Source organism: Aeromonas sp. AE23HZ002T15, assembly GCF_054165525.2.
In genome coordinates, this window is the sequence record NZ_CM201342.1 from 285,743 (window position 1) to 311,319 (window position 25,577).

Here is a 25,577-nt window from a genome sequence, read left to right on the forward strand (position 1 = left end):
GGCTGGCCCGGTGCCTCATCGCACAGGGCCAGCCCAGGGCTAAACGGGCTCAGTGGGAGTACGGCAACGAGGAGTGATGCAGGATGATGCGCACCTTGCCATCGTCCCCCTTGCGAAATCCCCAGGTCTTGTCCACATCGACCTCCTTGTTATCGCGATCGACGAGGTGCACTGTTCCCATGGTCAGCGCCATGTTGCCGTCGATGTAGACGGCGGCATTGTCGTAGCGGTAGCTCTTCCAGTTTTTCAGGGCAAAGCCGGTATCCGACGGATAGGCCGGATCCTGACCGACGAAGTAGGCCAGCGCCCCCGCCTTGGTCAGGCGAAAGGTCTGCTCCCCGCTCGCCAGGGTCGGCTTGAACAGCACGGGCCCGTCGGCATAGCCGTAAGCGCTGTCGAGCACGGCGGAGGCGGTGGCCTTCGCCTTCTCGATGCCTCCCGCCCGGTAGTCGTCGCTGATCTGGATCAGGGCCTTGCCCCAGCCATCCTGCGCGCCCTTGACGTCTGCCTCCGTGATGTTGCGATTGATCAGCTCGGCGGCGCCCAATGCCCCGCTGGCCACCAGCCATATCAGTGCGAGACCCGATCCTTGGTGTAACCCTTTCATGTCTGTGACTCCTGATAGATAAACAGCATCTCGAAGCTTAGCCGAGGGCCGGACACGGGGAGCGCCATCCCCGTACCTGTCCCATTCTGCGTTCTAGCGCCCTCGCATCTGGCATTCCGCTGGCTCGGTCCCTGCCAGAAATTGCCCCTTTATGGCAGCCCCTTCGCCAACGGGCCACTCTGGGTTATAACAAGGTAACGAGGCGCGAGAGGTGGTGGATGGAACAGCTCGAGATCTTCCCGCTCCAGAGCCCCTGCATCGGGGTCTGTGAGGTCAACAACAAGGGTTACTGCAAGGGGTGCCTGCGCAGTCGGGAGGAGCGTTTCAACTGGCTGACCATGACCCCGGCCGAGCAGCAGGAGGTGATGCGTCTGTGCCGGGGCCGCAAGGCGCGGGTGGAGGCGGCGCGGCGCAAGGCGCGCGAGGCCGCCGAGCCGCCGTCATCGCCCCCCACAGGTTGGGATTTTTGACAGCCGACGTTCGATATTGCGAGCCTGTTTCGCTGCATGCCACCCTGTTGGAAATCCTACTGGCAATAAAAAAGAAGGCGACCATAGGGTCGCCTTCTTGCACTATTTCACTAGCAAACTGTTAGCCACTCAGGCCGTCGCCAGCTTGGTCGCCCCTTGCTCGCTGCGCTTGAGCATGGCATAGGCGACACCGGTCACAAGCGACCCTGCCGCTATCGCCAGTATGTACATGAGCACATGGCTGATGGCGTTCGGGATGAAGAGCACGAACAGGCCACCATGGGGCGCCACCAGTTCGCAGCCGAACAGCATGGAGAGCGCGCCTGTCAGGGCCCCCCCCACCATGCAGGCAGGAATGACCCGCATCGGATCCTTGGCGGCGAACGGAATGGCCCCCTCGGAGATGAAGCACAGACCCAGCACGAAGGAGGCCTTGCCCGCTTCCTGCTCCGCCTTGATGAACTTCTTGCTGGCGAGGAAGGTGGCTATCCCCATTCCCAGTGCCGGCACCATGCCAGCAGCCATCACGGCGGCCATGGGGGCATAGGTCTTGGAGGCGAGCAGGCCGACCCCGAACGCGTAGGCAGCCTTGTTGACCGGGCCACCCATGTCGAAGCACATCATGGCGCCGATGATGACCCCCAGCAGCACGGCGTTGGCGGAGCCCATGTTGTTCAAGAACTCTGTCATGGCGCTCATGATGCCGGCGACCGGGCCGCCCACCACGTAGATCATGACGAGACCGGTGAACAGGCTGGCGAACAACGGAATGATGAGGATGGGCTTGAGCGCTTCCAGTGTCACCGGCAGGCGCACCTTGTCACTCAGGAACTTGGCGCTGTAACCGGCCAGGAAGCCACCGACGATACCACCGAGGAAACCGGCGCCGAGGGAACTTGCCAGCATACCGGCGATCATGCCGGGAGCCAGACCCGGACGGTCGGCGATGGAGTAGGCGATGTAACCCGCCAGCACCGGGATCATCAGGGCGAAGGCCGAGCCACCGCCGATCTGCATCAGAGCAGCAGCCAGTGTTCCCTGCTCCTTGAACGCCTCAATCCCGAAGATGAAGGAGATGGCGATAATGAGGCCACCGGCCACCACCATGGGCAGCATGAAGGAGACGCCGGTCAGCAGGTGCTTGTAAGGGCCGGCCTTCTCTTCCTTTTTAGCAACCGCAGCGCCGCTGTGACGATAGACGGCGGCCTCGGTCCAGGCCTTATCCAGTTCGGCGCGAGTCTTCTTGAGGGCCGCCCCCGTGCTGGTGTGATACACAGGCTTGCCATCGAAGCGGGCCATGTCCACCTCGATGTCGGTGGCGAGGAACACCAGATCGGCGGCGGCTATCTCCTCCGCCGTCAGGGCATTCTGGGCACCGACCGAACCTTGAGTTTCGACCCGGATCTGATGACCCAGCTGCTTGGCCATGGTCTCGAGCGCTTCCGCCGACATAAAGGTGTGGGCAACGCCAGTGGGACAAGCCGTCACCGCCACGATGCGCTTGGTAGCACTCGCAAGTGTAGCGGCAACAGCCGGCGCGGCCTGATGGCGATAGACCTTGGCCTCCCTCTCGGCGGCGCTCAGCACGGCAGCGGGATCCTGCAAGGCGAGATCCATGCTGCCCTGATAGAGGCGCTTGCCGTCATAGGCAGCGAGATCCACCGGGGCGTTTGCCACCACCAGCACCAGATCGGCGGCGGCGATATCGGCGGCCGAGGGCTGCTGGCGCGGCTGCACGCTCGAGTCAACGTCAAGTTGCAGCTCCCAACCGGCCAGCTTGGCCTGTTGTTCTATTCGTTTGGCAACGAGAAAGCTGGTGGCGATGCCCGCGGGGCAAGCCGTGACCAAGATTGCTTTCATTGGGCATCTCCTGAAGGTTCCATAGGATCACATTGAGCGGGATCGAGGCGTTGTACCCGAACCTGCTCCAGTAAGGGGGTCAAGACCCGGATGTCGCTAAAGCCCACCGCGACCTGGCTCACCGCCAGAGCCGAGACGGCGGTGGCGAGGCGCAGGGTCTGCTCCGGCGCCCAGCCAAGGCTGAGGCCGTGGGCGAGCCCGGCCACCAGAGAGTCACCGGCGCCGACCGTGCTGATCACCTGCATGCGCGGCGGCACGGCCTGCCAAACGGCATCCGGGCCAAACCAGATGAGGCCCTCTGCGCCGTTGGAAACCACCACGTGTTCTATGCCGTCCGCCTGCAGGGCGCGGGCACACTCGGCCTGCTCTTTCAGGGTCTTGATGGGGCGCCCGGCCCACTGCTCAAGCTCCTCGAGATTCGGTTTGACCAGGGTCGGCGCGGCGCGAAGGCCGGCCTTGAGGGCCGCGCCGCTGCAATCGAAGATGACCTTCTTGCCCTTGGCCTTGAGCAGGGTGATGAGGCGGGCGCAATAGGCCGGCTCCACACCCTTGGGCAGGCTGCCCGCCAGCACGAACCAATCCGCATGAGGGGCCAGATCGTCGATGGCCGCCTCCAGCTGATGAATGGCCTCATCACTGATGTCCAGTCCCGGCAAATTGAGATCCGTGACCCGCCCCGATTGCTCGGAGATCTTGACGTTGATGCGGGTGCTGCCCGCGACCCGCACGAAGTGATCCGCCAGCCCGCGCTCGGCAAACAGCGACACGAAGCTCTGCTGGTTATCGGCGCCGAGCCAGCCGCTCAGCCCCACCTCACGGCCAAGATCTTTCAAGACCATGGCGACGTTGATCCCCTTGCCGGCGGCGCGCAGATTGCCCTCGCTCACCAGGTTCACCTCGCCAGGGACCAGGGCCTCGAGGCGGGTGGTGAGATCCAGCGCCGGGTTGAGGGTGATGGTCATTAGTGTCATGAGAGGGCTCCCTCACCCAGGCCGGCGGCAATCGCGGCGCCTATGCCCTTGAGAGCAGCCTCGGCGTCCGCCCCTTCGGCGCGAAACGCGAGACGGTGACCGCATTTCACACCCAGGCCGATGACCTTCATCAGGCTCTTGGCGGAGACCACCTCGCCGCTGCCATCCAGGTTCGCCACCCGGATGTCAGATTCAAACTCCTTGGCCACCTTGACCAGCATGGCGCCAGGGCGGGCGTGCAGGCCGTGGGGGTTGATGATGGTGAAGGTATCGGACAGGCCGGATGCCGGCCCCGCTTGCAACATGGCGAGCCCCTCGCTGCCCGCCAGGCTGGCGAGCTGAGATGCGGCGGCAAGCTTGGCGAGATTCTCGAGCTGCGGCAGATGGCTGGCATCGGCGGCGCACAGCAGCAGCAAGGCGTTCACCGGCAGATCCCCTGCGCTCAGCGCTGTGCTCGGGGTGGCCAGTACCCAACCGGTCTGGGCGGAGGCGGTGTGCTGCACATTGGCACGGGCCAGCCAGACGCCTTCCCCCAAATAGGCAGGTTCGCTTGCCAGCAGAGCGCTCACCATGGAGGCGTCCCCCCAGCCGGCGGATTTGGCGCGGGCGGCAGCCCCCAGCAGCAGCTGGTCCCGATCGTCCGCCGGGAAGTCGGCCAGGGTCAGGAATTGCACCTCTTTCGCCTCGTTGGCACCGGTCAGGATCTTGATGATGGTCTCTTCATCGGTGGCGGTCCTGAGCGTTTGAGCGGCCTGCTCGTCACCCAGCACATGGGTGAGCTGGCGCAGGATCCCCAGATGCTCGTCGGACTTGGCGGCGATGCCGATGGCCACGTAGGCAATCTGACCATCATCCCATTCAATCCCTTGCGGGAACTGGGCCACCATGACGCCTGTACTTTTGACCAGATGACGGGTGTCCGTGGTGCCGTGGGGAATGGCGATGCCGCTGCCAAGGTAGGTGGCGTGCTGCGCCTCACGGGCCAGCATGCCATCCACATAGCCGGCTTCCACCAGACCGGCCTCGGTCAGTTTGTCGGCCAGCAGGGCGATGGCCTCCTCCTTGGTCCCGACCGATTGCCCCAGCAGTATCTGCTGTCGCGCCAACTTCAACATAGAGATTCTCCTCAAGAGTCGACCTCGCCTGAGAGCGGGTTCTGCTCAACACCATTTGAATTTCAGGAAACTTGCCTGCCAAAAGTAGACCGGAATGTGTCCCATCGTGATCCGGAACCCGTTTTTAAACCCGGTCGGCCATTGCTTGCTGACAAGCTGAATCGTTTCACCTACACTCAGACTGAATCGTTTCAGCCAATTGTTCAAGTACCCGCAGAGAGTGCTTTTCAATGATATGATCCCGCGCACACTTTTCGCTGCCCCGCCTCGGGCAGACGCGGGCCTTGCAACTCAAACAGAGCCAACATGATGAAACTGGATGAAATCGCCGCCCTGGCCGGCGTCTCGCGCACCACCGCCAGCTATGTGATCAACGGCAAGGCCGATCAATACCGCATCAGCCAGGCCACCCGCGACAAGGTGATGGCGGTGGTCAATGCCCACAACTATCAACCGGACAGCCGCGCCGCCTCCCTGCGCGGCGGCCAGACCAGGACGCTCGGTTTCATCCTGCCGGATCTGGAAAACGCCAGTTATGCCAAGCTCGCCAAGCGGCTCGAGCAGGGGGCGCGGGCCCAGGGTTACCAGTTGCTGATCGTCTGCTCGGAAGATGAGCCGGATACCGAGAAGGAGCTGGCCCGCATGCTGGTGAGCCGCCACGTGGATGCGCTGCTGGTGGCGAGCTGCCTGCCGCCTGCTGATCCTTTTTATCTGGATCAGCAGGCCCGCGGCGTGCAGATCCTGGCCATCGACCGCGCCATGGCGGCGGAGCACTTCATCACGGTGGCGAGCGAGAACCAAAAAGCGAGCCGCGATCTCACCGCCTCCCTGCTCACCCCGGCCATCCAGCATCTGGCTTTGATCACGGCACTGCCAAATCTCACGATCAGCCAGGAGCGCAAGGCGGGTTTTGAACAGGCGCAGGCGGATCACAACGGTGCCCGCCCCTCAGCCCATCTCTGCGAGGGGGAGCACTTCTCCCGCGCCGAGGGCTATCGGCTGATCAAGCGCTTGCACCAGCAACTCGGCCAGTTGCCCGAGGCCCTGGTCGCCACCTCCTACATCCTGATGGAAGGGGTGCTCGACTATCTGTTGGAGCAGGAGAGCGACATGAGCCAGCTCGCCATGGCCACCTTCGGCGATGACAGGCTGCTGGACTTCCTGCCCTTTGGCATCAACTCCCTGCCCCAACAGCACGATGCCCTGGCGAGCCAGGCGCTGGCTCTCGCCCTCAAGGCCATCAACGGTGACTACCAGGCGGGCCTGCATTATGTGAGCCGCACCCTCAAGCGCCGCCGTTAACCCCCCTCACCCACATGCCAGCGTCGGCGCCAGGCCGGGCACTGAACCCTGCGCCGGCGAGATCACTCGTCGGCGCATTTTTCACCACCCATAACGCCACACTGTCATCATTTATTTCCACTTACTGCCACCTGACAGTACAAAGCACAGCCTTTATCCCTTGTAACCGCTATTTTAATCCGCTAACTTGGCAACCAAATTTTACAATCGACAGGTCCAGTGTACAGATGCAGCCATTCCGATATCGCTAGCCTCCGGCCTCGCCCCCGGAGGCGCCTTGCCACCACTGCTCCTGGCATCTTTTTACAGTTTCGGATGAACCTCATGAACACCAAGACTCTCGGTTGTACCCTGCTCATCGCCGGCACCACGATCGGCGCCGGCATGCTGGCCCTGCCGCTGGCTTCTTCTTCCCTCGGCGGCCCCGCCACCCTGCTGCTGATGGTCGGGCTCTGGGCCCTGATGGCCTTCACCGCCATGCTGCAGGTAGAGGCAAGCCTCAACACCGGCAAGTGGTACCTGCACCAACTGGCGGATCAACTGCTCGGCCCCTGGGGCAAACGCATCGCCTCCTTCTGCATCCTGATGCTGTTCTACTCTCTGGCCTCCGCCTACATCAGCGGCGGCAGCAGCCTGTTGGCCCAAGCCCTGGCCGATGCGGGCATGAGCGTCAGTCAGGAGCAGGCCGCCTGGGCCTTCACCCTGCTGTTTGGCGGCATGGTCTGCGTCGGCACCAAGCAGGTGGATTACCTCAACCGGCTGATGTTCACCGTGAAACTGGTGATCATGGTGGGAGTGCTGGCCCTGCTGCTGCCCCGCGCCGAAGGCCAGCACCTGCTCTCCATGCCGCTCGGCCAGGGCCTGCTGCTGGCGGGTCTGCCGGTCATCTTCACCTCGTTCGGCTTCCACGGCTCCATCCCGAGCGTGATGCTCTACCTGGGCGATTGCCCCAAACAGCTGCGCCGGGTCTTCGTGTGGGGTTCCGCCCTGCCGCTCATTCTCTACGTGCTGTGGCAGGTCGCCATCCTGGGGCTGCTCGGCCAGGAGAGCCTCATCCAGACTGGCGGCGCCCTGGACAGCCTGCTCGCCAACGTCGGCAACCTGGTCAGCTGGCCGGCCTTCAATCAGGCGATGCATCTGTTTGCAGATCTCGCGCTCGCCACCTCCTTCCTCGGGGTGACCCTGGGTCTGTTTGACTTCATGGCCAAGGTGACCCGCCGCAAGGACAACGCCAGCGGCCGCGTACAAACAGGCATGATCACCTTTGTGCCGCCCCTGCTGTTTGCCCTCTACTTCCCGCAAGGCTTCATCATGGCGCTGGGCTACGCCGCCATCGCGCTGGCGGTGCTGGCGGTACTGCTGCCGGTGGCCCTGGTGTGGCAGAGTCGCAAGCGAGCCGAGGCGCACCACTACCGCGCCCCGGGTGGCGTGCTGGCCCTGGGTCTGGCCGGCGCCATGGGGGTACTGATCGTCGGGGTTCAGGTCAGCGTGAGCCTCGGTTTCCTGCCCGCCCTCTGATCCTCATCGGTTGAAAAACAAAAACCCCGCCCCATTGGCGGGGCTTTTTATTGGTCCCCTTTCTGATCCTAGCCATAGACCGGCCAAGAGACTCACCTATAACAACAATGAACAAATAAATTTAGATTTGTATGCATGTGTACATATATACACAGCACTTCTATACTGATAACCAAGCGATAGACCGCATCAGTGCCCGCTTCGGCACAGAGGTTCAGGAGGCATCATGGTCGCAACAGCACAAATATCCCGGCAAGAGAACGCCATCGATCCCAGCAAGGCGCTGCCGGTGGTATTCCGCATCCTGGATAAATGGCAGTGCAGCACAGATGAACAGCTAACCCTGCTTGGCATCTCGTCCCGTTCAACCTTGAACAAGTACAAGGAATCGAGCGGTGGCATACGCCTTGGGGTCGATCTGCAGGAGCGGATGAGCTACATCCTCAACATCCACAAGAGCCTGCGACTGCTGTTCAGCCTCGATGAGAGCATCTACGGCTGGGTGCGCAAACCCAACAGCCACCCCTTCTTCGCCGGGCGCAGCGCCATGGACGTCATGCAGGGGGGGCGCGTGGCCGATCTCTATGAGGTCGCGACCCGCTTGCACGCCTGGCGTGGGGGTCAGGCCTGATGACAGCCGCTCCGCCCCTCAGCGAGCTGGACGATCAGCACGCCTTTCGCATCATCCCGAGCCGCTATCCCCCCATCTGCCTCTATGAAGACGTGGCCAACGCCGACGAGCTGGAGGCGGTCTGGGCCGTCGAGGCCCTCACCAACGACAGGTTGAAGGAAGAAGCCGGAGATCTTGGCAGGGTGCCAAAAGAAGACTGGCTGGTGGGACTGGCCGGTGGCAGCTATGTGATGGCGGCCTTCACCCACCTCAATCCGGAGGGGGCCCGCTTCACCACGGGGGACTTTGGCGGCTACTACTGCGCCCCCGCCCTCGATACAGCGGTGAAAGAAACCGTCTATCACCAAGAGCGCGTCTTCGGTTACACCCAGGAGCCGGCCCAGAAACTGCAGATGCGGGTGCTTCACACCGAGTTCTGCGCCCACCTCGTCGATATTCGCGGGGATGGTTATCTCGCCTCCCCCCTCTATCACGCCACCGACTACGGCCACTCCCAGGAGTTTGCCAAAGAGCAGCAGGCCAACGGCCAAGATGGCATCCATTATCGCTCGGTGCGCCACAGCGGCCACGACTGCTACGTGCTCTACCGCCCCCGCCTCATCACCAAGATCCATCAGACCCAGCATCTGGAATACCACTGGAACGGCAGCGCCATCGCCAATGTGCTCGAGATAAGGCTCTATGGGGAATAATCACATCTCCGACAAGACAAAACCCCACCAGACTGGCGGGGTTCTATCAAAAAGATGTGTGTTCCAATATGTCTAGCTGATACCAACGCCGTACCAACCGCGGCCATTGGAGTAGTACCGCCCAGTGCTCGGCCACTTCCCGCTCGCTCCAGCCTTGCGCCTGCTCTGCATCCACTTTCAGGACCAGGTGATAGTGGTTGATCATCACCACATAGGTGCAGATACCGATGGCAAAAATCCGCGACAACGGGCCCAGCGTGTCGACCACCCACTGGCGACGAGCTCGTAGCTCTCCCGAGTAAGCATCTTCCCCGCACAGGAAGGCCCACTACATGCATCGGCTGACCACGTGGTAGTAAGGCGTATCCTGCAGACTGATTTGACGTGAAAGGGCAATGGGCATCGCAACTTCCTCGCAGTGATGCTTCAAGCCAAACAAACCGCTACAGCCCGGTCAAAATGGTGGGTATCCCAGAATTTTGGCGGATGGGAGTCTGCTTAAACGACCCGCTTACCAGCATAGCTGGCGGACAATACAAAATACCGGCTAAAGGTCGGTGTTTTTATGATAAGCAGATTTTCGCGAATGCCCGATTAGGCTTTGCTAATCGGGCCTACGGGCCTAATTTTTTCAGTCTTGATTATTGTAGCCCTCCGAAGTTTTATACCCATCAGGTATTTTCGGCCAAGCCCCCAACTTAATAATTATTTCTGCATCCTCCACTATGGCATCAAAAAAACTCGATAGACTCATCGCATGAGTCCTTATCTTTAATAAAGAAGACAACATTTCAATATCATCATCATTCTCTTTAGCCAATAAAAGCAATTTACTCTGTTCCTGTAACAAATCCATGTAACGTTCAAATCTATCATCTAGTGCTGCACTATAATCAATAAATAGAACATTTGTATCAACTGGGACAGGGTTTTTAGACTCCAAGATATGTACGAAACTCCCTTTAATATCATCAAACAAGGAACCATCTTTCATTTTGGCAACCTCCGCCCATCTTTCATAGCAGATTGAGTTTTAGAGTCATTATACGAGCCATCAAGATTCAAGACAACCTTCACCCTACCTTTACTATCAAACACCTCAATATGATTTTTATGCATTCCATCAAGATAATACTTATCACCTTTTGAAATATAATCCCCAACAGATTCTTTTGCTTGATAAACACTCTGCCCTTGATACATTTGGCTGGTTTTACGGGATTCATTATCCATTTGGCTTCCAAAACCGGGCTTTTTGAAGAACTCCCCCATGTTTCCTACAGCACCTTTATTTGGCTCGTAGGGTTGCTTAGTTGAATCCTTTGCTATTGCTTTGGCAAACGCAGCTCCAGCCGCATACCGAACGATATCTTCACTTGAAGCACCATTGTCCAATAAACTGTATATTCCATTTACATCTGCAGGAACCAATACCGAATGGACAACTTCATCTCTCAGGGAGAGATCATAAATTTTATCTTGGTTTAACCCCTGTGCATTCCATTGAAAATGGAGCTCATCATTTCTTATGTTCGATATATCCTCATTGAGAATAATGCCGGTAGGGGCCCAATCCCGCCCAGACTGCATGTAGATATCACCTAGCAGCCCTGATTGCTTAGAGTTCAGCTCACCTTCTTGTAATCCAGCCAACATGGCGCTTGCATAATCGGTAACCAGAAGAGCAAATTCATTCCTGGTTAATTTGCCTGCCTTATACATGTCATAAAGATTTTTTCCTGCCTCCTGCTCACGCTGCCGATACTCATTGCGAGCATCTCGCTCACAGTCACCATCACCATTACAAGAGACAAATTGCTTCTGTAAATCGTCAACATTGCCGATACCTTCGGCTTTCAGCTTTTCATTAAGAGCCTTGCCTTCTCTGCTTAGCTTCGAAACACCATATTCATTGGACAGCAGGTTATTTTCCACAACTGTCTTGCCGGTCTGAGCGCCTGCCAGCACATCGGTACCATCAGCACCGGTCAGGCCACCGGCCAGCCCTGCGGCCAGAGTCGCCAGGGTGGAGACGGTCTCCTTCTCCCCTTCGGTCAGCTGGCTTGCCTCTTTGTGGTAGAGTTCAGTCGCCAACATGCCGACCAGCTCGCCGGTAGCGGCGCCGGTAGCGCTGACCATGGCATTCTTGTTCTGGGCGGCGGCCAGGGCTCCCTGAACCAGGGCATGGGCCATCACCCTGGATGGACCCTCCGGGGTTTGCTGTTTAATCAACTGAGCCAGATAAGGAGCCGCGGCACCAGCAGCGGCCTGAGTGATATTCCCGCCGGCCAGTCCTTGCAGGGCGGCTGTCGCCGCCTGCATGCCCCGTTGGAAGTCACTGCCGACCCCCCATTTTGCTTGGAGTTCCTTGTACTCCTTGCTCTGGGCATACTCGGGATCTTCCTTGGCTTGCTCGTTCGCTTTCCCCAGATATTTGGTCACCACCAACTGGGTCGCCTGCTGTCCGACTTCGCCTATCATCTGGGCCTCCTGCATCCTCTCCAGCTCTTTTTGCTTGTCGAAGATGGGTGAGAGGCCGTTGGCCGCCTGGGTCGGATCCCGGTGCAGAGTCACTAGATCCTGCTGCTGCGCCTCTTCGTTACGGATCTCTATCTGACCCGCGCTGATGGATGCATGAGTGGTCGAGCTGGCACTGCCGCTACTGTTGCCCCCCCCCAGCATGGTAGCTGCCGTCGGTTTTCCTTTGCCTGAGAAGCCTCCCTCCTTGGAACCACCACTGCCACTGATGCCTATGCTCTGGCTTTCGACCTTATAATCGGCGCGGTTGGCCAGATCGCTCCAGCCCAGCGTGCCGGTAGAGAGCCGATTCTTGCTATCGTCCTCACTGCCCGCCAGCACGGCACCATTGAGCTGGGTATGCTCACCGACCCGGATATCGAAGCCCTGTTTGCCGGCAAAGACCCCGGTTTGTTCCACCACGCTCTCGAAGTCGCTGTTAATCTTCTGTCGACTGGCATTGATGTAGCCAGAGCCTGACATGGAGCCGAAGGTAAAGCTGCCTCCCGCCGCTATGCTGCTCTGCTTGCTCTGATAGTGATCGTTATCCTGCTGACTGGCGAGGGTCAGGTTTCGACCTATGTCGGCATTGACCTTGTCGCCGCTGACCATGGCCCCGAGCAGAGTTGCATCACGGCCCGAGGTGAGGGTCAACGCATTGCCGGCTGTGATATTGGTTTCGGTATAGCGATCCGAATCGCCATTCTCCTTACCCTTGGCGGCATTCATATTCGCAAAAATGCTGATCCCGAAGCTGCCTTGAGTCACCCCGATACTGAGCCCCACATTCCAGCCGCTGCTATGGTTGCTGCCCTTGCTATCGCTGCTGTTGACTGCCGATTGCAACACCAGATCACGGGCCGCGCCCAGGGTCACGTTCTGCCCCTTGACGCTACTGCCTGTCATCAGGAGATCACCAGAGGTGTTGGCTGCATCCCCCTTGGCAACTATGGTCACATCGCCGCCTGCGTTGACCTCTGAAGTGAAGGCATTGCTCTCACTGCTCTGGTTGCTCGAGTGGCTACGCTGGTTGCCCACCGAAATGGCGATGCCAATGAAGGAGGCGTCAGGCACCCCACCGGGGCTTCCGGAGCTTAGTTGCGATGCCTCCCAGGCCTGGTAACCACTCATCGCCGCCTTGGTGCCTTGCAGGGCGACCAGGCGATCGTTGCTGCTCTCCTTGCTGGTCTTGGCGGTATCATAGGCAGCCTGTACGGCGGTGACGGCCCCCCCGGTCAAGGCCAGGGTCAGGCCAGATTTCTGGCTCTTGAACTCCTCCTTGCGCGTGATGATCTGCTGCTCGGACAGGATGGCGACATCCTTGCCCGTCATCAGGATATCCTTGCCGGCGATGACATCGCTGCCCGCCACCACCAGCTGATTGCCCGCCTGCAGGGTAACACTTCCCTGCACGCTGCCGACGCTGGAGCCCTCTTTGGCCAGAGTGGTGCCCATCATGTCGCTGCTTTGCTGCTGTTTGCCGATGGTGACCGCCAGACCGCCGCCGCCCATCAGGCCTGAGCGCTTGGTTTCGCTGAAGTGCATCTCGCGGCTCAGCAGATCGACAGCGGAAATATTCAGATCGCGGCCCGCCAGCAAGGTAGCACCGAGATCCCCGACCACATTGCTTCCCTTGATATCCATATCCTGCTGCGCCTTGAGCAGCACATACTGGCCACCCAGATCGCTGGCTTGGGCGGCATGTTGCTCGACGATGTCATGGGTGGTGGTGGTCTTCTTGCTGAACGCCTTTTTCTTGGTCTCCTTGGTATAAGACTCACGGTAGTCGGTGGTCTCACCGGACTCGACCAGAAGATCTCGCCCAGCGGTGGCCGATAGCTGCTCCGTCGCCTGTACGCTGGCGGCGCGCAGGTTGAGATCTCCGCCCGAGTGCAGCGCTATGTTGTTGGCGGTCAGGTTGACCCCCACCTCTTCACTCTGACGCTCGATGTCATAGCCATTGCGGCGAGTGGTATGCAAGGAGGCTTGGTTATCCGCGGTTTTCAAACTGAATTCGTTGCCAGCCTGCAACAGTGCATCCCCTTTCGCCGTGAGGGAGGTGGCACTGATATTCAGATCCCTGTCTGCCGAGAGGGCCAATGAACGACCCGCATCCAGGCTGCTCATCAGCTGCTCTACCCGGGTGAAGCGGTTCTGGCCCTCTTCCCACTTGCTACGATCCTCCAGGCTGCCGATGGTGATATCCCTCCCTGCCGAGAGGGACATGTCGAGGCCCGCGAGGAGATTGCTGGCCGACAGGGAGATATCCTGCCCGGCTTGCAGCAAGAGGTTGCCTGTTGACTCGATACGGGCTATGTCCCCCACGTCGGTACGGCTGAAGCGGGTCTGATCGGTGAGTTCGCTCGACAGCACGCCGTTGACATCCACATGACGCTGGGCAGTCTGGGTTTTGTTGCGAATCGAGCCGTCCAGCGAGGCAATGGCAACATCTCCCCCCTTGATGAGGTTCTGGTTGAGGATGTCTCCCTTGGCGATCAACTCGAGACGCCCACCTGCCTGGATCTGACCCTGGTTGACCAGGGTGCTGCCGCTCTTGAGGGATAGGGTGCCATCGGCCAGCAGGGTACCGCTGTTGTTGATGCCCCCCGCAGTCAGGTCGATATTGGCGGCAGTGATGACACTACCGGAGAGGTGGCGTTTGTCGACTTCGGTCAGGTAGAGTTTGGGAGCGAGCACTACCTTGCCCTGATACCAGACTGGCTCCCACCACACCATGCTGCGGCCGAGTTGGGCCACCTGCTCGGCGCTCAAGGCAACCCCTGGAGAGAGCCCCAGCTCACGCTGGTTCTTAGCCGCGTTGTCGATCAGAGCCTTCATCTGAGCCAGATCAGACCCCATCTCGTTGTTGATGAAGCGCCGACCGGTCTGGGCCAATACCGCATCACGGATAACGCGGGTATCGAAGGCCGCATCCCCGAGCAGCTTGATGTCTTTCTCCGGGGTGAAGTTCACCTGATCGAAGAAGTAATTGGAACCAAGGAACTGGTCGACCTGGGTCAGCACCGGACTGGTTTCAACCACTGGAGCCGTGACCACGGCAGGCGCGGGCTGGCTGCTAATCTGCACGGAGCCGGGCATCGTCACCGTCACGCCGCTGACGGGTTGACCTTGCCAGCCATTTTGCAGACTCTGTTGCCATTGGCCGGCGACTTGTCCCCCTCCTCCGCTGACTTGTGGCCCACTACCGGCATGGGTGAATCCATCCTGCAGGCTTTGCTCCCATTGACCGGCTGATCCCGAATGTCCACCCGAAATGTGCGGCCCCTGTCCACTGGGATTAAAGCCCTGTTGCAAGCTCTGTTGCCATTGTCCTGAGACACCGGTCGCGCCAGATCCGACCTGAGGACCCTGTACATTGGAATCAAAGCCTGGTTGCAAACTCTGCTGCCATTGCTGAGAGACGGTGGCATGGCCATTGTTGACTGGCTTGACGCCATTCAAGCCTTGGAAATCGGGGGATACAGCTTCGCCAATCACACGCCCAGGCAACGACCAGTTCGCGTTCTGACCATTAGCCTGGGTGATACCGCCATTGCCAGAAATGCTATCAAAGGAGAGTTGCCCAGCACCCTGCAACTGCTGCTGGAGAGCTGCATCGATACGATCCATCATGCCGTTGCCGGATTGCCCCAGGTTGGCCAGCAGAGGATTGACCTCGATCAGATAAGGACTGTCACCGCTGTCATTGATGGTAAAGAGACCCTTGTCTCCCGAGGGCAACTGGAAGTCCGGCATCGGAACCCCGTTATCGGGGCCGACCGGCTTGAGCACCTGTGAAAGATATTGGGCATCCCCCTGCACTCCAGGGGCCGCACCTGCGCCCTGGGCTTGAGGCAATGACATACCGGGACGTTGGGTGGTGCTGCTGACCGGGCCAGCATTGGCTTTGATAGTGACGTTATCTACCATTCCGGCAACGGTGCCGGTTAGATTGCCACCGGCGGAGATGAGGCTATTGAACGTCCTGCCAGCTTCAAGCTGGACCTCATTGACAGCACGTAACACATAAGTCGCTGCCAGAGATGCCTTTGGGGCACCAGGATCGCTGGGGCCAGAGCCGCGGCCCCCCCCCACCACCTTACGCAGACCGAATCCATCAGCAGGACCATATTCCAACTGAAGCTCAACTTTTCCCTCTGATAGAGACTCATTTTTTACGTCGCCGGACTGAATGGTAATATTGCCACCGGCAGTGATATTCGAGTAAACGTTATTAAGATGCGTCGACGCCAGTTGTAGATGTTGACCCGCGGTAATTTGACCTTCTGCGGAAGCTTCCGACACTCGAATCTCGGCACCAGTGACCGCTTCTGCCACTGTACGTGAGTAGTTTGCCCAAATAGTATATTGATCATCATGATCAGCAGCACCGCCCCTAACAGAAACAGACAGTGTTGGCATGACGACCTTGGTCTGCGGTGGTTGAGCACTCTCACCTCCCTGGCGACTCACCACAAACTTGGCTCGTTGGTTAAGAATGTCATTAGCCGTCAGCATCAAACTTCCGCTAGCTTCTATGGTTCCCGATGAGTTAGTTATGCTTCCATTGTTAACTCGAATATTCGCATCTCGTTCAGCCAAAATAGTGCCATATTCATTGGCCAAATTACTGTTGGCCGTTAGATTCTGGGTGCCACCACTATAGATAGTTCCTCGGTTATAAAGGGAATTACCTTGCCAACCAATATCTCCGTTGCTGGCTATCAGCCCGGTATTGCGCAGTTCACCCTGGGTATTCAGAGTCAGACCCTGACCGGACTGGACGCTGCCATTGTTCTCCAGTCGCTGGGCGCTCAGTTGCATCACACCGTTGCTCACTAGAGCCCCGCCATTGGTCAGCTGACCGGTGACGCCCGCATTGAAACGCTGACCTGCTCCCCACAGCCCCTGATGTTGCCAGTTTCCTTGCACCTGCAAGTCCAGTATGCCCTTGGCACTCAGGGTCCCCTGACTATTGAGCGATGAACCTACCTTGAGGGAGAGATCGCCACCGGACAGCCATTCACCTATGCCGGTTACCTGACCAGCCTCCAACGTGGCCTTCTGCCCCGCCAGGATCTTGCCGGGCGCATGGATGTCGGTACTGCGCAGGGTCAGCTGCTGCCCAAACAGGGTGCCGGTATTGACCAGACCTGCCAATGGCGAGGCCTCCAGCCAGTTGGCGCTGACGAGCCCCGAGTTGCTGAACTGATTTCCCTTGAGAACCAGCCGATTACCGGATGAGAGCTCACCGGCATTGCTCAGCGTGGTAGCAGAGATATCGCCCTGGTTCTGTGCTCGCAGCACGGCGCCCTGCTGATTGCCGAGGGACTGTGTCTCAAGGCGTACAGAGCCCCCTTGTACGCGCCCACGGTTCTGAACCCCGGCATTGATGATGGCCAGATTATTGGCGAGTAACGCTCCCCGGTTATCGAGTTGAGCGTTCGTGATGGTGAGTCCATCCCCTTGCAGGGTTCCCCGGTTATCCAGTCGGGCGCCACTCAGGTTCCCTTGACCGGCAACCAGCATGATGCCGTCGTTTTGCAGCTCACCGCGGCTCTGCAGAGTGCCAGCCTCAATGCGCCCTTGCTGATCGATTCGGGCCGCCCCCAGAATCAGTTCGCCGCCGCTGAGCAGGTTACCCAACTGAGTTAACTGGGAGGCGGTGGTGAGATTGACGTTGCCCTTGGAGGCCAGCGTTCCCTTGAGAGTCAGTGAAGGCGCAGAGAGAAGGATGCCCCCATCGGCCTGTACCGTGCCCGCAAGCACCGAATTCTCGGTGAATGTGGCATTCAAAGTGCCGTTGGCGCGGGTCTTGCCGCTCTGTTGCCAGTTGCCGCTACGCAGTCCGAGATCGGTCCCTGCCAGCAGATCCCCCTGCTGTTCAAAGCGGCTGCCCTTGATCTGCATCACTCGCTCGGACTGCCAGAGCCCCTGTTGAGTCAATTGCTTGCCTTCGACCGACAAGTTACCGCCCGATACCAGCTGGCTACCACTCTTGCTGCCCAGATCGCCGCGGCTCAGCAGCGTTAGATCGCCGCCGCTTATCAATGAACCGTTTAACGTGACTGTATCCGCCTGGATATCGGTCACGCCGAGGATACGCCATGGACCCTGTTGTTGCAGTTGGCCGGTGCGCAGCGTCAGAGTGCCGTTGCTACCCAGAGTGCCCGCCCCTTGCCAGCTCGCACTGTTCAAAACGAGATTGCCGCCTTGCAACTGCCCGCCATGCTGAACCGCACCCCGGGCGTTAACCACCAGATTACCCTGGCTGTTGAGGCTGCCTCCTGTCGTCAGGCTGTTCGTATCGAGAGCGACAGTTCCCCCCTGCAAGGCGCCATCCAGCGTCAAAGTCTCGCCTTCTAGTCGCAGCGCCCCATCCGTGACAGTGGTACCACTGTGGTTGAAGCGTTGTCCCTGCCAGCTCAGATCATCTGCGGCGGAGAGCATGCCGGCGCTGCTGACATCCGCACCCTTGAGTACCAACCGGCCGTTGGTGGCCGTGGTACTGCCGATCTCAAGAATGATCTTGTCGGCAGTCAGGGACATATCCTGATTGGCCAACAACTTGCCGCGGCTATTGAGGTGCTCCGCCGTCAGGGTCATGGCGCTGCCAGATTGCAGCGTACCGCTGTTGTCCAATTCATCCAGCGTCAGGTTCTGCGCCAAGCCACTGACCCAGTGCCCGCTATTGAGCAGACGAGTTGCCGTCAGCGTGATGCCCTGATCGGATTGCCAATGGCCACGATTGATCAGATCGCCAGTTTTCAAGGCCAGCGCACCCTTGCTGACCAACGCACCACCGTTGTCGATATGACCGGCTTCCAGCGCAAGCGTCTCGCTCGAGATCTTGCCTTCGTTACGCAGGGTATCCGCCACCTGCAATGCCAGGCTCCCCCCGCTGGCCAGCACACCCTGCTGGCTCAAGGCTGTCGCCAGGATTCTCTGCTGCTGGCCAGCCACTATGCTGCCCTGCAATGTCATCTGGTCGGCTTTTAGCTGCTGCTTTTCCTTGGCCAGCAGACTGCTTGTCTTGCCTGTAGTCAGGCTGCCGGCTTCCAGTGTCTGGCGATCCCCTTTGAGGGTTCCCTCCAGAGAGATCTGGGTGCCACTGAGTTCAGCTTCGCGGGCGACGGTTGTCCCTCCCATGGCCAGATGCTGACCACTCCATTGCAGACGATCGGCCACGACATTGCCTGCCAGCGTTGCCTGACCCGCAGTCAGTGTGAGTTGGTTTTTGGCCTGGGTGAGACCACCCAGGGTCAAGGCGTCGGCTCCCAGCACCAGATCGCCACTGCTTAGCATGTCTCCTTGGGAGTCCAGGGTTGTGGCGCTCAGATTGATGAGCTCCTTGCCAACCAGGACCCCATTATTCTCGAGGCGATCCGTGGCCACCATGGTCAAGCGATGCACCCCCACATCACCGCTGTTGATGAGGTGCTGGCCCGACAGGGTCGCTCCTTTGGCGATCAAGGCACCCAGGTTGTGCCATTGTTTCCCCTCCCAACCGAATTCCCCCAGACTCTCCATCCGCCCGCGGTTTGTCAGTTGGTCGAATGCCAGCCCCATGCTGGCCGCACGCAAGGCGCCGCTGTTGTTGAATTGGGCGCCTTCCATCTGCAGCGCACCATCACCGATCCACTGGCCGTGCTGCTGCACATTATCAACCTTGATGGACTGATCGCCTGCACCGAGCCAGGAGCCTTCCTGCAACAGGCTCTTGCCGACCAGAGTAAGCGGCCCACCGGCCACCAGAGTCGCCCCCTGCTGGTTATGCACTGCTCCGACGTTAAAGTTCACTGCCTGTTCGCTCGCCAGACGCCCCTTGTTGACCAGGGAATCAGCCAACAGCTGCCATTGGCTGGCTTGCCAGTCCCCATCGAGCGTCAGTTGTTTGCCCGTGCTCTGCAGCAGGCCGCCAACGCGCCAATTACCAGACCACTGCTGCTCATCCCCTGTCAGAGTCAAAGAGCCACCGATATCGGCATTCCCTCCTAGGGCCAGCAAGCTGGCACCAAGCTGGACAGCCCCCTGACTGGTGAGACGCCCGGTCAGGGTGGCGCTCTCCGCCGAAAGATCGACTCCCTGTTTTCCTTGCAGCAACCCACCGTTTTGCAGCTCTTTGCTGATCAAGGAGAGTTGGTTACCCGCGAGACTCCCCTGGTTGGTCAGGCGATCCTCAGCCTCGATACTGTGCTTGCCACCGGCAATGAAGGTTCCATCATTATCGAGGGTACGAGTGGTCAGAGTCAGATCCTTGCCTGCCTGCAACCACCCCTTATTGGCCAGCAGATCGCTCTGCCAGCTAAAGCCATCTGCAATAAGGTGCTGGCCACTGCTCAGACCCTCACGACTTTGCAACTCAGCCGTCCTGGCTTGTGTCGAGCCACCCAGCTGCAGCTTGTCGGCCTTAATACTGAGATCCAGGGTTGTGTTCAGCGTGCCGAGCTGGACATAGTTGTCCGCGGTAATGCCCACGTTCCCCTTTGCTGCCAAGGTTCCCGCCAGGTTCACCGTCTTACCGGCCAGCGATAACTGGCCACCTGCCTGCAACACACCTTTGTCTTGCTGGGTCAGCCGTGCTCCACGCCAGACCAACGCATCGTCCGCTGCCAGTGATCCCAGTTGATCCCACTGTTCTGCTTCGATGTCAGCCTGCTTGGCCAGCACCTTGCCGGTGCTGCGCAAGGCTTCCGTCTTCACGTTGAGAGCCTCGCCCACCTCCAATTCACCACTGAGATCGGCCTCTTTCGCCCCCAATTGCAGCGTGCCACCGACTTGCTGCGTACCAGTCAGGCTTAACAAGGTGGCCCCCAGGGTCAGATCCGTACCGATACGGGACTCCCCACCGAGCTGCAGCGTATCACCCTGCAAGTGAGCGTCTTGGGTGGTCTCCAGCACCCCATTCAGGGTCAATCGAGAGCCCGTCAAGGCCATATCCCGGGCGAACAATCCTCCCTGACTGCTGAGCTCGGAAAAGTCGAGCGCCATACGCCCCTGTGCCAGTGCCGTGCCCTTGTGGATCAGGGTATCTCCTGACAGGGTCAGATCGCCCCTCGCCTGCATCCAGCCATTACCTTCCAGCTGCGTGCTTTGCCATACCAAGTTGTCCGATGCCAGCAGTCGACCATGCTGACGACCACGGTCGCTGGTCAGTTGAACGGACTGCCCCTGTACCTGCCCCGCCAATGACAAGTCATCAGCCTTGATGGTCATGGCCTGGCCGCTGACCAGAGCGCCGCTCTGGCTGACCTCTTTACCCTGGATGCTCAGTGCATTGCCGGCACCGATAGTGCCACCCAGCGTCAGCGCTTCACCGCTCAGCGTGATCCCCTGGTTCGCAATCAGTTCGCTGTGTTGACCCATGGTCAGATACTGACCCAGCCACTGCAACCCTTCCCGACTGTGCAGCTTGCCGTCACTCTTGGCCTGGTTCACCGCCAGCACCAACGACTGGGCCTTGAGCAGTCCATCGAACTCCCCTTCCTCGGCCGTGATCTGGGCCTTGCCCCCCACCAGTGTCTGGCCACTCAGTTGCAACAGCCGGCTGCCCAGTTGCAGCTCACCGTCGGTCAGTTGCTGACCCGTCAGCACCAACTCATCCCCCTCGAGGGAGAGTCGTGATACCCCGAGCAGGGTACCTGCGCTGCTGAGTTGATGGGCATCAATCGCCACATCCTGGCTGGCGATACGCCCCTTGTTGGTCAGTTTCCCGGCCTCGATTGCCAGGGTGTCCCCACCGGCCAGGGAGCCCTGGTTGCTCAGAGAGCCCCCCTTGAGCACCAGGTGCTTGTCCCCCTGCAGGCTGCCGCTGTTGTCCAGCTCACGGCCTTGCCAGCTCAGGGTCTCACCGGCCTGCACTTCTCCCTGGTTGTGGAGCTTGCCTGCCGTCAACTTAACCTCTTCTCCCCGCACCTTGCCACCGATGGTCAGGGCCTCGGCATCGACATTGAGCGAGTTGGCTTCTGTCTCACCATTCAGTGCCAGGTTATTCGCTTTGATGGTCATGGCCTGGCCGCTGACCAGGGCGCCGCTCTGGCTGACCTCTTTACCCTGGATGTTCAACGCATTGCCGGCACCGATAGTGCCACCCAGCGTCAGCGCTTCACCGCTCAGCGTGACCCCCTGGTTCGCAATCAGTTCGCTGTGTTGACCCGTGGTCAGATGCTGACCCAGCCACTGCAGCCCTTCCCGGCTGTGCAGCTTGCCGTCACTCTTGGCCTGGTTCACGGCCAGTACCAGCGACTGGGCCTTGAGCAGTCCATCGAACTGCCCCTCCTCGGCCGTGACCTGGGCCTTGCCTCCCACCAGTGTCTGGCCACTCAGTTGCAACAACCGGCTGCCCAGTTGCAGCTCACCGTCGGTCAGCTGCTGACCCGTCAGCACCAACTCATCCCCGTCGAGGGAGAGTCGTGATACCCCGAGCAGGGTACCTGCGCTGCTGAGTTGATGGGCATCAATCGCCACATCCTGGCTGGCGATACGCCCCTTGTTGGTCAGTTTCCCGGCCTCGATTGCCAGGGTGTCCCCACCGGCCAGGGAGCCCTGGTTGCTCAGAGAGCCCCCCTTGAGCACCAGGTGCTTGTCCCCCTGCAGGCTGCCGCTGTTGTCCAGCTCACGGCCTTGCCAGCTCAGGGTCTCACCGGCCTGCACTTCTCCCTGGTTGTGGAGCTTGCCTGCCGTCAACTTAACCTCTTCTCCCCGCACCTTGCCACCGATGGTCAGGGCCTCGGCATCGACATTGAGCGAGTTGGCTTCTGTCTCACCATTCAGTGCCAGGTTATTCGCTTTGATGGTCATGGCCTGGCCGCTGACCAGGGCGCCGCTCTGGCTGACCTCTTTACCCTGGATGTTCAACGCATTGCCGGCACCGATAGTGCCACCCAGCGTCAACGCTTCACCGCTCAGCGTGACCCCCTGGTTCGCAATCAGTTCGCTATTTTGACCCGTGGTCAGCTGCTGACCCAGCCACTGCAGCCCTTCCCGGCTGTGCAGCTTGCCGTCACTCTTGGCCTGGTTCACCGCCAGTACCAGCGATTGGGCCTTGAGCAGCCCGTCGAACTGCCCTTCCTCGGCCGTGACCTGAGCCTTGCCTCCCACCAGTGTCTGGCCACTCAGTTGCAACAACCGGCTGCCCAGTTGCAGCTCACCGTCGGTCAGCTGCTGACCCGTCAGCACCAACTCATCCCCGTCGAGGGCAAGCCGTGATACCCCGAGCAGGGTGCCGCTACTGCTGAGCTGATGGGCGTCAATCGCCACATCCTGGCTGGCGATACGCCCCTTGTTGGTCAGCTTCCCGGCCTCGATTGCCAGGGTGTCACCACCGGCCAGGGACCCCTGATTGCTCAGGGTATCCCCCTCGAGCATCAGGTGCTTGTCTCCCTGCAGGCTGCCGCTGTTCTCCAGCTCACGGCCTTGCCAGCTCAGGGTCTCACCGGCCTGCACTTCTCCCTGGTTATGGAGCTTGCCTGCCGTCAACTTGACCTCTTCTCCCCGCACCTTGCCGCCGACGGTCAGGGCCTCGGCATCGACATTGAGCGAGTTGGCTTCTGTCTCACCATTCAGTGCCAGGTTATCCGCCTTGATGGTCATGGCCTGACCGCTGACCAGGGCGCCGCTCTGGCTGACCTCTTTACCCTGGATGTTCAACGCATTGCCGGCACCGATAGTGCCACCCAGCGTCAACGCTTCACCGCTCAGCGTGACCCCCTGGTTCGCAATCAGTTCGCTATTTTGACCCGTGGTCAGCTGCTGACCCAGCCACTGCAGCCCTTCCCGGCTGTGCAGCTTGCCGTCACTCTTGGCCTGGCTCACCGCCAGTACCAGCGATTGGGCCTTGAGCAGCCCGTCGAACTGCCCTTCCTCGGCCGTGACCTGAGCCTTGCCTCCCACCAGTGTCTGGCCACTCAGTTGCAACAACCGGCTGCCCAGTTGCAGCTCACCGTCGGTCAGCTGCTGACCCGTCAGCACCAACTCATCCCCGTCGAGGGCAAGCCGTGATACCCCGAGCAGGGTACCTGTGCTGCTGAGTTGATGGGCGTCAATCGCCACATCCTGGCTGGCGATACGCCCCTTGTTGGTCAGCTTCCCGGCCTCGATTGCCAGGGTGTCACCACCGGCCAGGGAACCCTGGTTGCTCAGAGAGTCCCCCTTGAGCACCAGGTGCTTGTCCCCCTGCAGGCTGCCGCTGTTCTCCAGCTCACGGCCTTGCCAGCTCAGGGTCTCACCGGCCTGCACTTCTCCCTGGTTATGGAGCTTGCCTGCCGTCAACTTAACCTCTTCTCCCCGCACCTTGCCGCCGACGGTCAGGGCCTCGGCATTCACCGCAAGCTGTTGAGCGGCAACCTCACCCTCCAAGGTCGCTCGCCCTGCCTGTAGAGTGGTCTTGGTTCCCGATTCACTTTTGCCCTGTGAGCCTTGCTGCCACTCATCGCCAGCCCGGACTTCCAACGAGCCCGCCGAGCTCAGCACGCCATCATTGCGACCGCTGTCACTCAGCATAACGGTCAACTCCTGTCCGCTCTTTAGGAGACCGTTATTATCAAGGTGCTGACTCTGTACATTCAGTGTTTGCCCTGCTTTGACCTTTCCATCGTTACGCACATTTTTTCCGGTGAGAGTGACACTGTCCCCCTGCAGATCCCCCGCTTGAACGAGCTCGTCTGCCGCCAGGGCAACCCGTTTGGCCGTCATCTCGGCATGCGTATTCATAGTCCGGGCGTTGGCGCCGATATCATTGGCTTGCAGCTTGCCCCCCGTGAGGGTCAATCCCTCATCGGCTTGCAGTGCCAGGGCACCACCACTGGTGAGGTTACTCTGATCGAGCAGCAGCGACTTGCCCGCAAGACGAGCGTCTTGCGCGGCCTGAATATCGGCATTCTGCGCACTCAGCGTCCCCGAAGCGCCAATCTGGGCCGAGCCGCCAGCCTGCACCTTGCCGGTCAGGGCAACATCATCACGTCCCTCAACCCGCAATGCGCCTGTGGAAGATGAGTCTCTCAGTCGGATCTTGCCGCTGGCGTCCAGAGTCAGATCCCCTTGATTCGCCACCGCATTGGCCAGATTGACCCCTACCCCCTGCTCGGTTGAGACCAGACGGATCTTCCCTGCGTACATGCCACCGAGGGCTGCAGTATCGATGGCAACTTCCGGTGCCGGACCTTCCCCAGCCTGGGCCCGGATCTCCCCGGTCTGGCGGTTGACCTGATTGGCCCCCGCTATCACATTGACCTCTTTACCGTGCAAGGCGCCATTGAGCTGTACGGCGCGCGCGACCAGATCAACGGAGGCCTGGCGGCTGGCATCCAGCCCCTTGCCTCCCACCGTCAGGGTGCCGCGTTTGACATCCAGCATCTGCAACTGTCCTTGGGCATCCAGCACAGGTTTGCCGGTCGACAGGGTCACGGTCGGGGTGTTGATGAAACCGCAGCCATCGCAGGTCAGGCCATTGGGGTTGGCCACCACCACACCCGCCTGCTGGCCCGCGACCTCGAGATAACCTTGCAGTTGGGACGGATTGACCCCGATGACTTCATTGATGATGGCGCTGGCGGCCTGCCCCCCCAGATGCGGGTTATTCTGGATGAGCCCGCCCAGTTGGGTCTGGGTCAACTGCCCGGTGGCATTGTTGAGAATGGTCCCCCCCTGACCGACGTTGAAATCGGTGTAGAGGTTGTGAGAGATCCCGGCGCCATTTGGCGTTGAAATATCCACGATGGGCACACCGTTCCCCGCCTGGTTGAGGGTGGTATTGCCGGTCGCCACCGCGATCCCTTCGGCAAAGGCGGGGTGAGCGGGTTGCAGCGCCATCATCAGACACATTTGGTACACTACGGCGCGGCACACCAAGGAGAGTTGGGGCTGACGAGCAGTCATGGTAGTCATCGACTTATTC

At 59.9% G+C, this 25,577-nt stretch carries 11 protein-coding genes; 5 read left to right on the forward strand and 6 right to left on the reverse strand.

Annotation, left to right across the window (positions count from 1 at the left end):
• Positions 1-49 precede the first annotated feature (49 nt).
• Positions 50-607, reverse strand: coding sequence for a metal-independent carbonic anhydrase family protein (locus ACT5M9_RS01260; RefSeq protein ID WP_457978530.1), 558 nt, complete (start codon positions 605-607; stop codon positions 50-52).
• Between the two features lie 218 nt (positions 608-825).
• Between ACT5M9_RS01260 and ACT5M9_RS01265 the strand changes: the two genes are divergently transcribed.
• Positions 826-1,077 carry a DUF1289 domain-containing protein gene (locus tag ACT5M9_RS01265; protein WP_457978529.1) on the forward strand — a complete coding sequence of 84 codons (252 nt, stop codon included), beginning with the start codon at positions 826-828 and terminating at the stop codon, positions 1,075-1,077.
• Positions 1,078-1,206: 129 nt separating this feature from the next.
• Here the strand turns inward: ACT5M9_RS01265 and fruA are convergent, their stop codons facing one another.
• The 3 genes from fruA to fruB are packed head-to-tail and all read right to left on the reverse strand — an operon-like array spanning position 1,207 to position 5,023.
• Positions 1,207-2,937, reverse strand: a complete 1,731-nt coding sequence (gene fruA, locus ACT5M9_RS01270; protein WP_457978527.1) for a PTS fructose transporter subunit IIBC — start codon at positions 2,935-2,937, stop codon at positions 1,207-1,209.
• Complete coding sequence (gene pfkB / locus ACT5M9_RS01275; RefSeq protein ID WP_457978525.1) at positions 2,934-3,908, reverse strand: 1-phosphofructokinase; 975 nt, start codon at positions 3,906-3,908, stop codon at positions 2,934-2,936. The genes fruA and pfkB overlap by 4 nt, the downstream gene beginning before the upstream one ends.
• Positions 3,905-5,023, reverse strand: a complete 1,119-nt coding sequence (gene fruB, locus ACT5M9_RS01280; protein WP_457978523.1) for a fused PTS fructose transporter subunit IIA/HPr protein — start codon at positions 5,021-5,023, stop codon at positions 3,905-3,907. The genes pfkB and fruB overlap by 4 nt, the downstream gene beginning before the upstream one ends.
• 306 nt (positions 5,024-5,329) lie before the next feature.
• Here fruB and cra point away from each other — a divergent pair, with 306 nt between their 5' ends.
• The 4 genes from cra to ACT5M9_RS01300 all read left to right on the forward strand — a co-directional run bounded on the left by cra (position 5,330) and on the right by ACT5M9_RS01300 (position 9,166).
• Positions 5,330-6,325, forward strand: a complete 996-nt coding sequence (gene cra, locus ACT5M9_RS01285) for a catabolite repressor/activator (RefSeq protein WP_457978521.1) — start codon at positions 5,330-5,332, stop codon at positions 6,323-6,325.
• 324 nt (positions 6,326-6,649) lie between these two features.
• Complete coding sequence (locus ACT5M9_RS01290; protein WP_457978520.1) at positions 6,650-7,843, forward strand: aromatic amino acid transport family protein; 1,194 nt, start codon at positions 6,650-6,652, stop codon at positions 7,841-7,843.
• Positions 7,844-8,069: 226 nt separating this feature from the next.
• Positions 8,070-8,474 carry an MbcA/ParS/Xre antitoxin family protein gene (locus tag ACT5M9_RS01295; protein WP_457978519.1) on the forward strand — a complete coding sequence of 135 codons (405 nt, stop codon included), beginning with the start codon at positions 8,070-8,072 and terminating at the stop codon, positions 8,472-8,474.
• Entirely contained in the window at positions 8,474-9,166 is a 693-nt protein-coding gene (locus ACT5M9_RS01300) for an RES family NAD+ phosphorylase (RefSeq protein ID WP_457978517.1), read from the forward strand. The genes ACT5M9_RS01295 and ACT5M9_RS01300 overlap by 1 nt, the downstream gene beginning before the upstream one ends.
• Before the next feature lie 631 nt (positions 9,167-9,797).
• On the opposite strand, the gene ACT5M9_RS01305 is transcribed toward ACT5M9_RS01300, so the two are convergent.
• The gene (locus tag ACT5M9_RS01305; RefSeq protein ID WP_457978515.1) at positions 9,798-10,160 is read right to left on the reverse strand and encodes a hypothetical protein; all 363 of its coding nucleotides are present in this window, start codon (positions 10,158-10,160) and stop codon (positions 9,798-9,800) included.
• Positions 10,157-25,567 (reverse strand): two-partner secretion domain-containing protein, encoded by a 15,411-nt coding sequence (locus ACT5M9_RS01310; RefSeq protein ID WP_520395655.1) that lies wholly within the window; start codon positions 25,565-25,567, stop codon positions 10,157-10,159. Before ACT5M9_RS01310 ends, ACT5M9_RS01305 begins: the two co-directional genes overlap by 4 nt.
• Positions 25,568-25,577 lie beyond the last annotated feature (10 nt).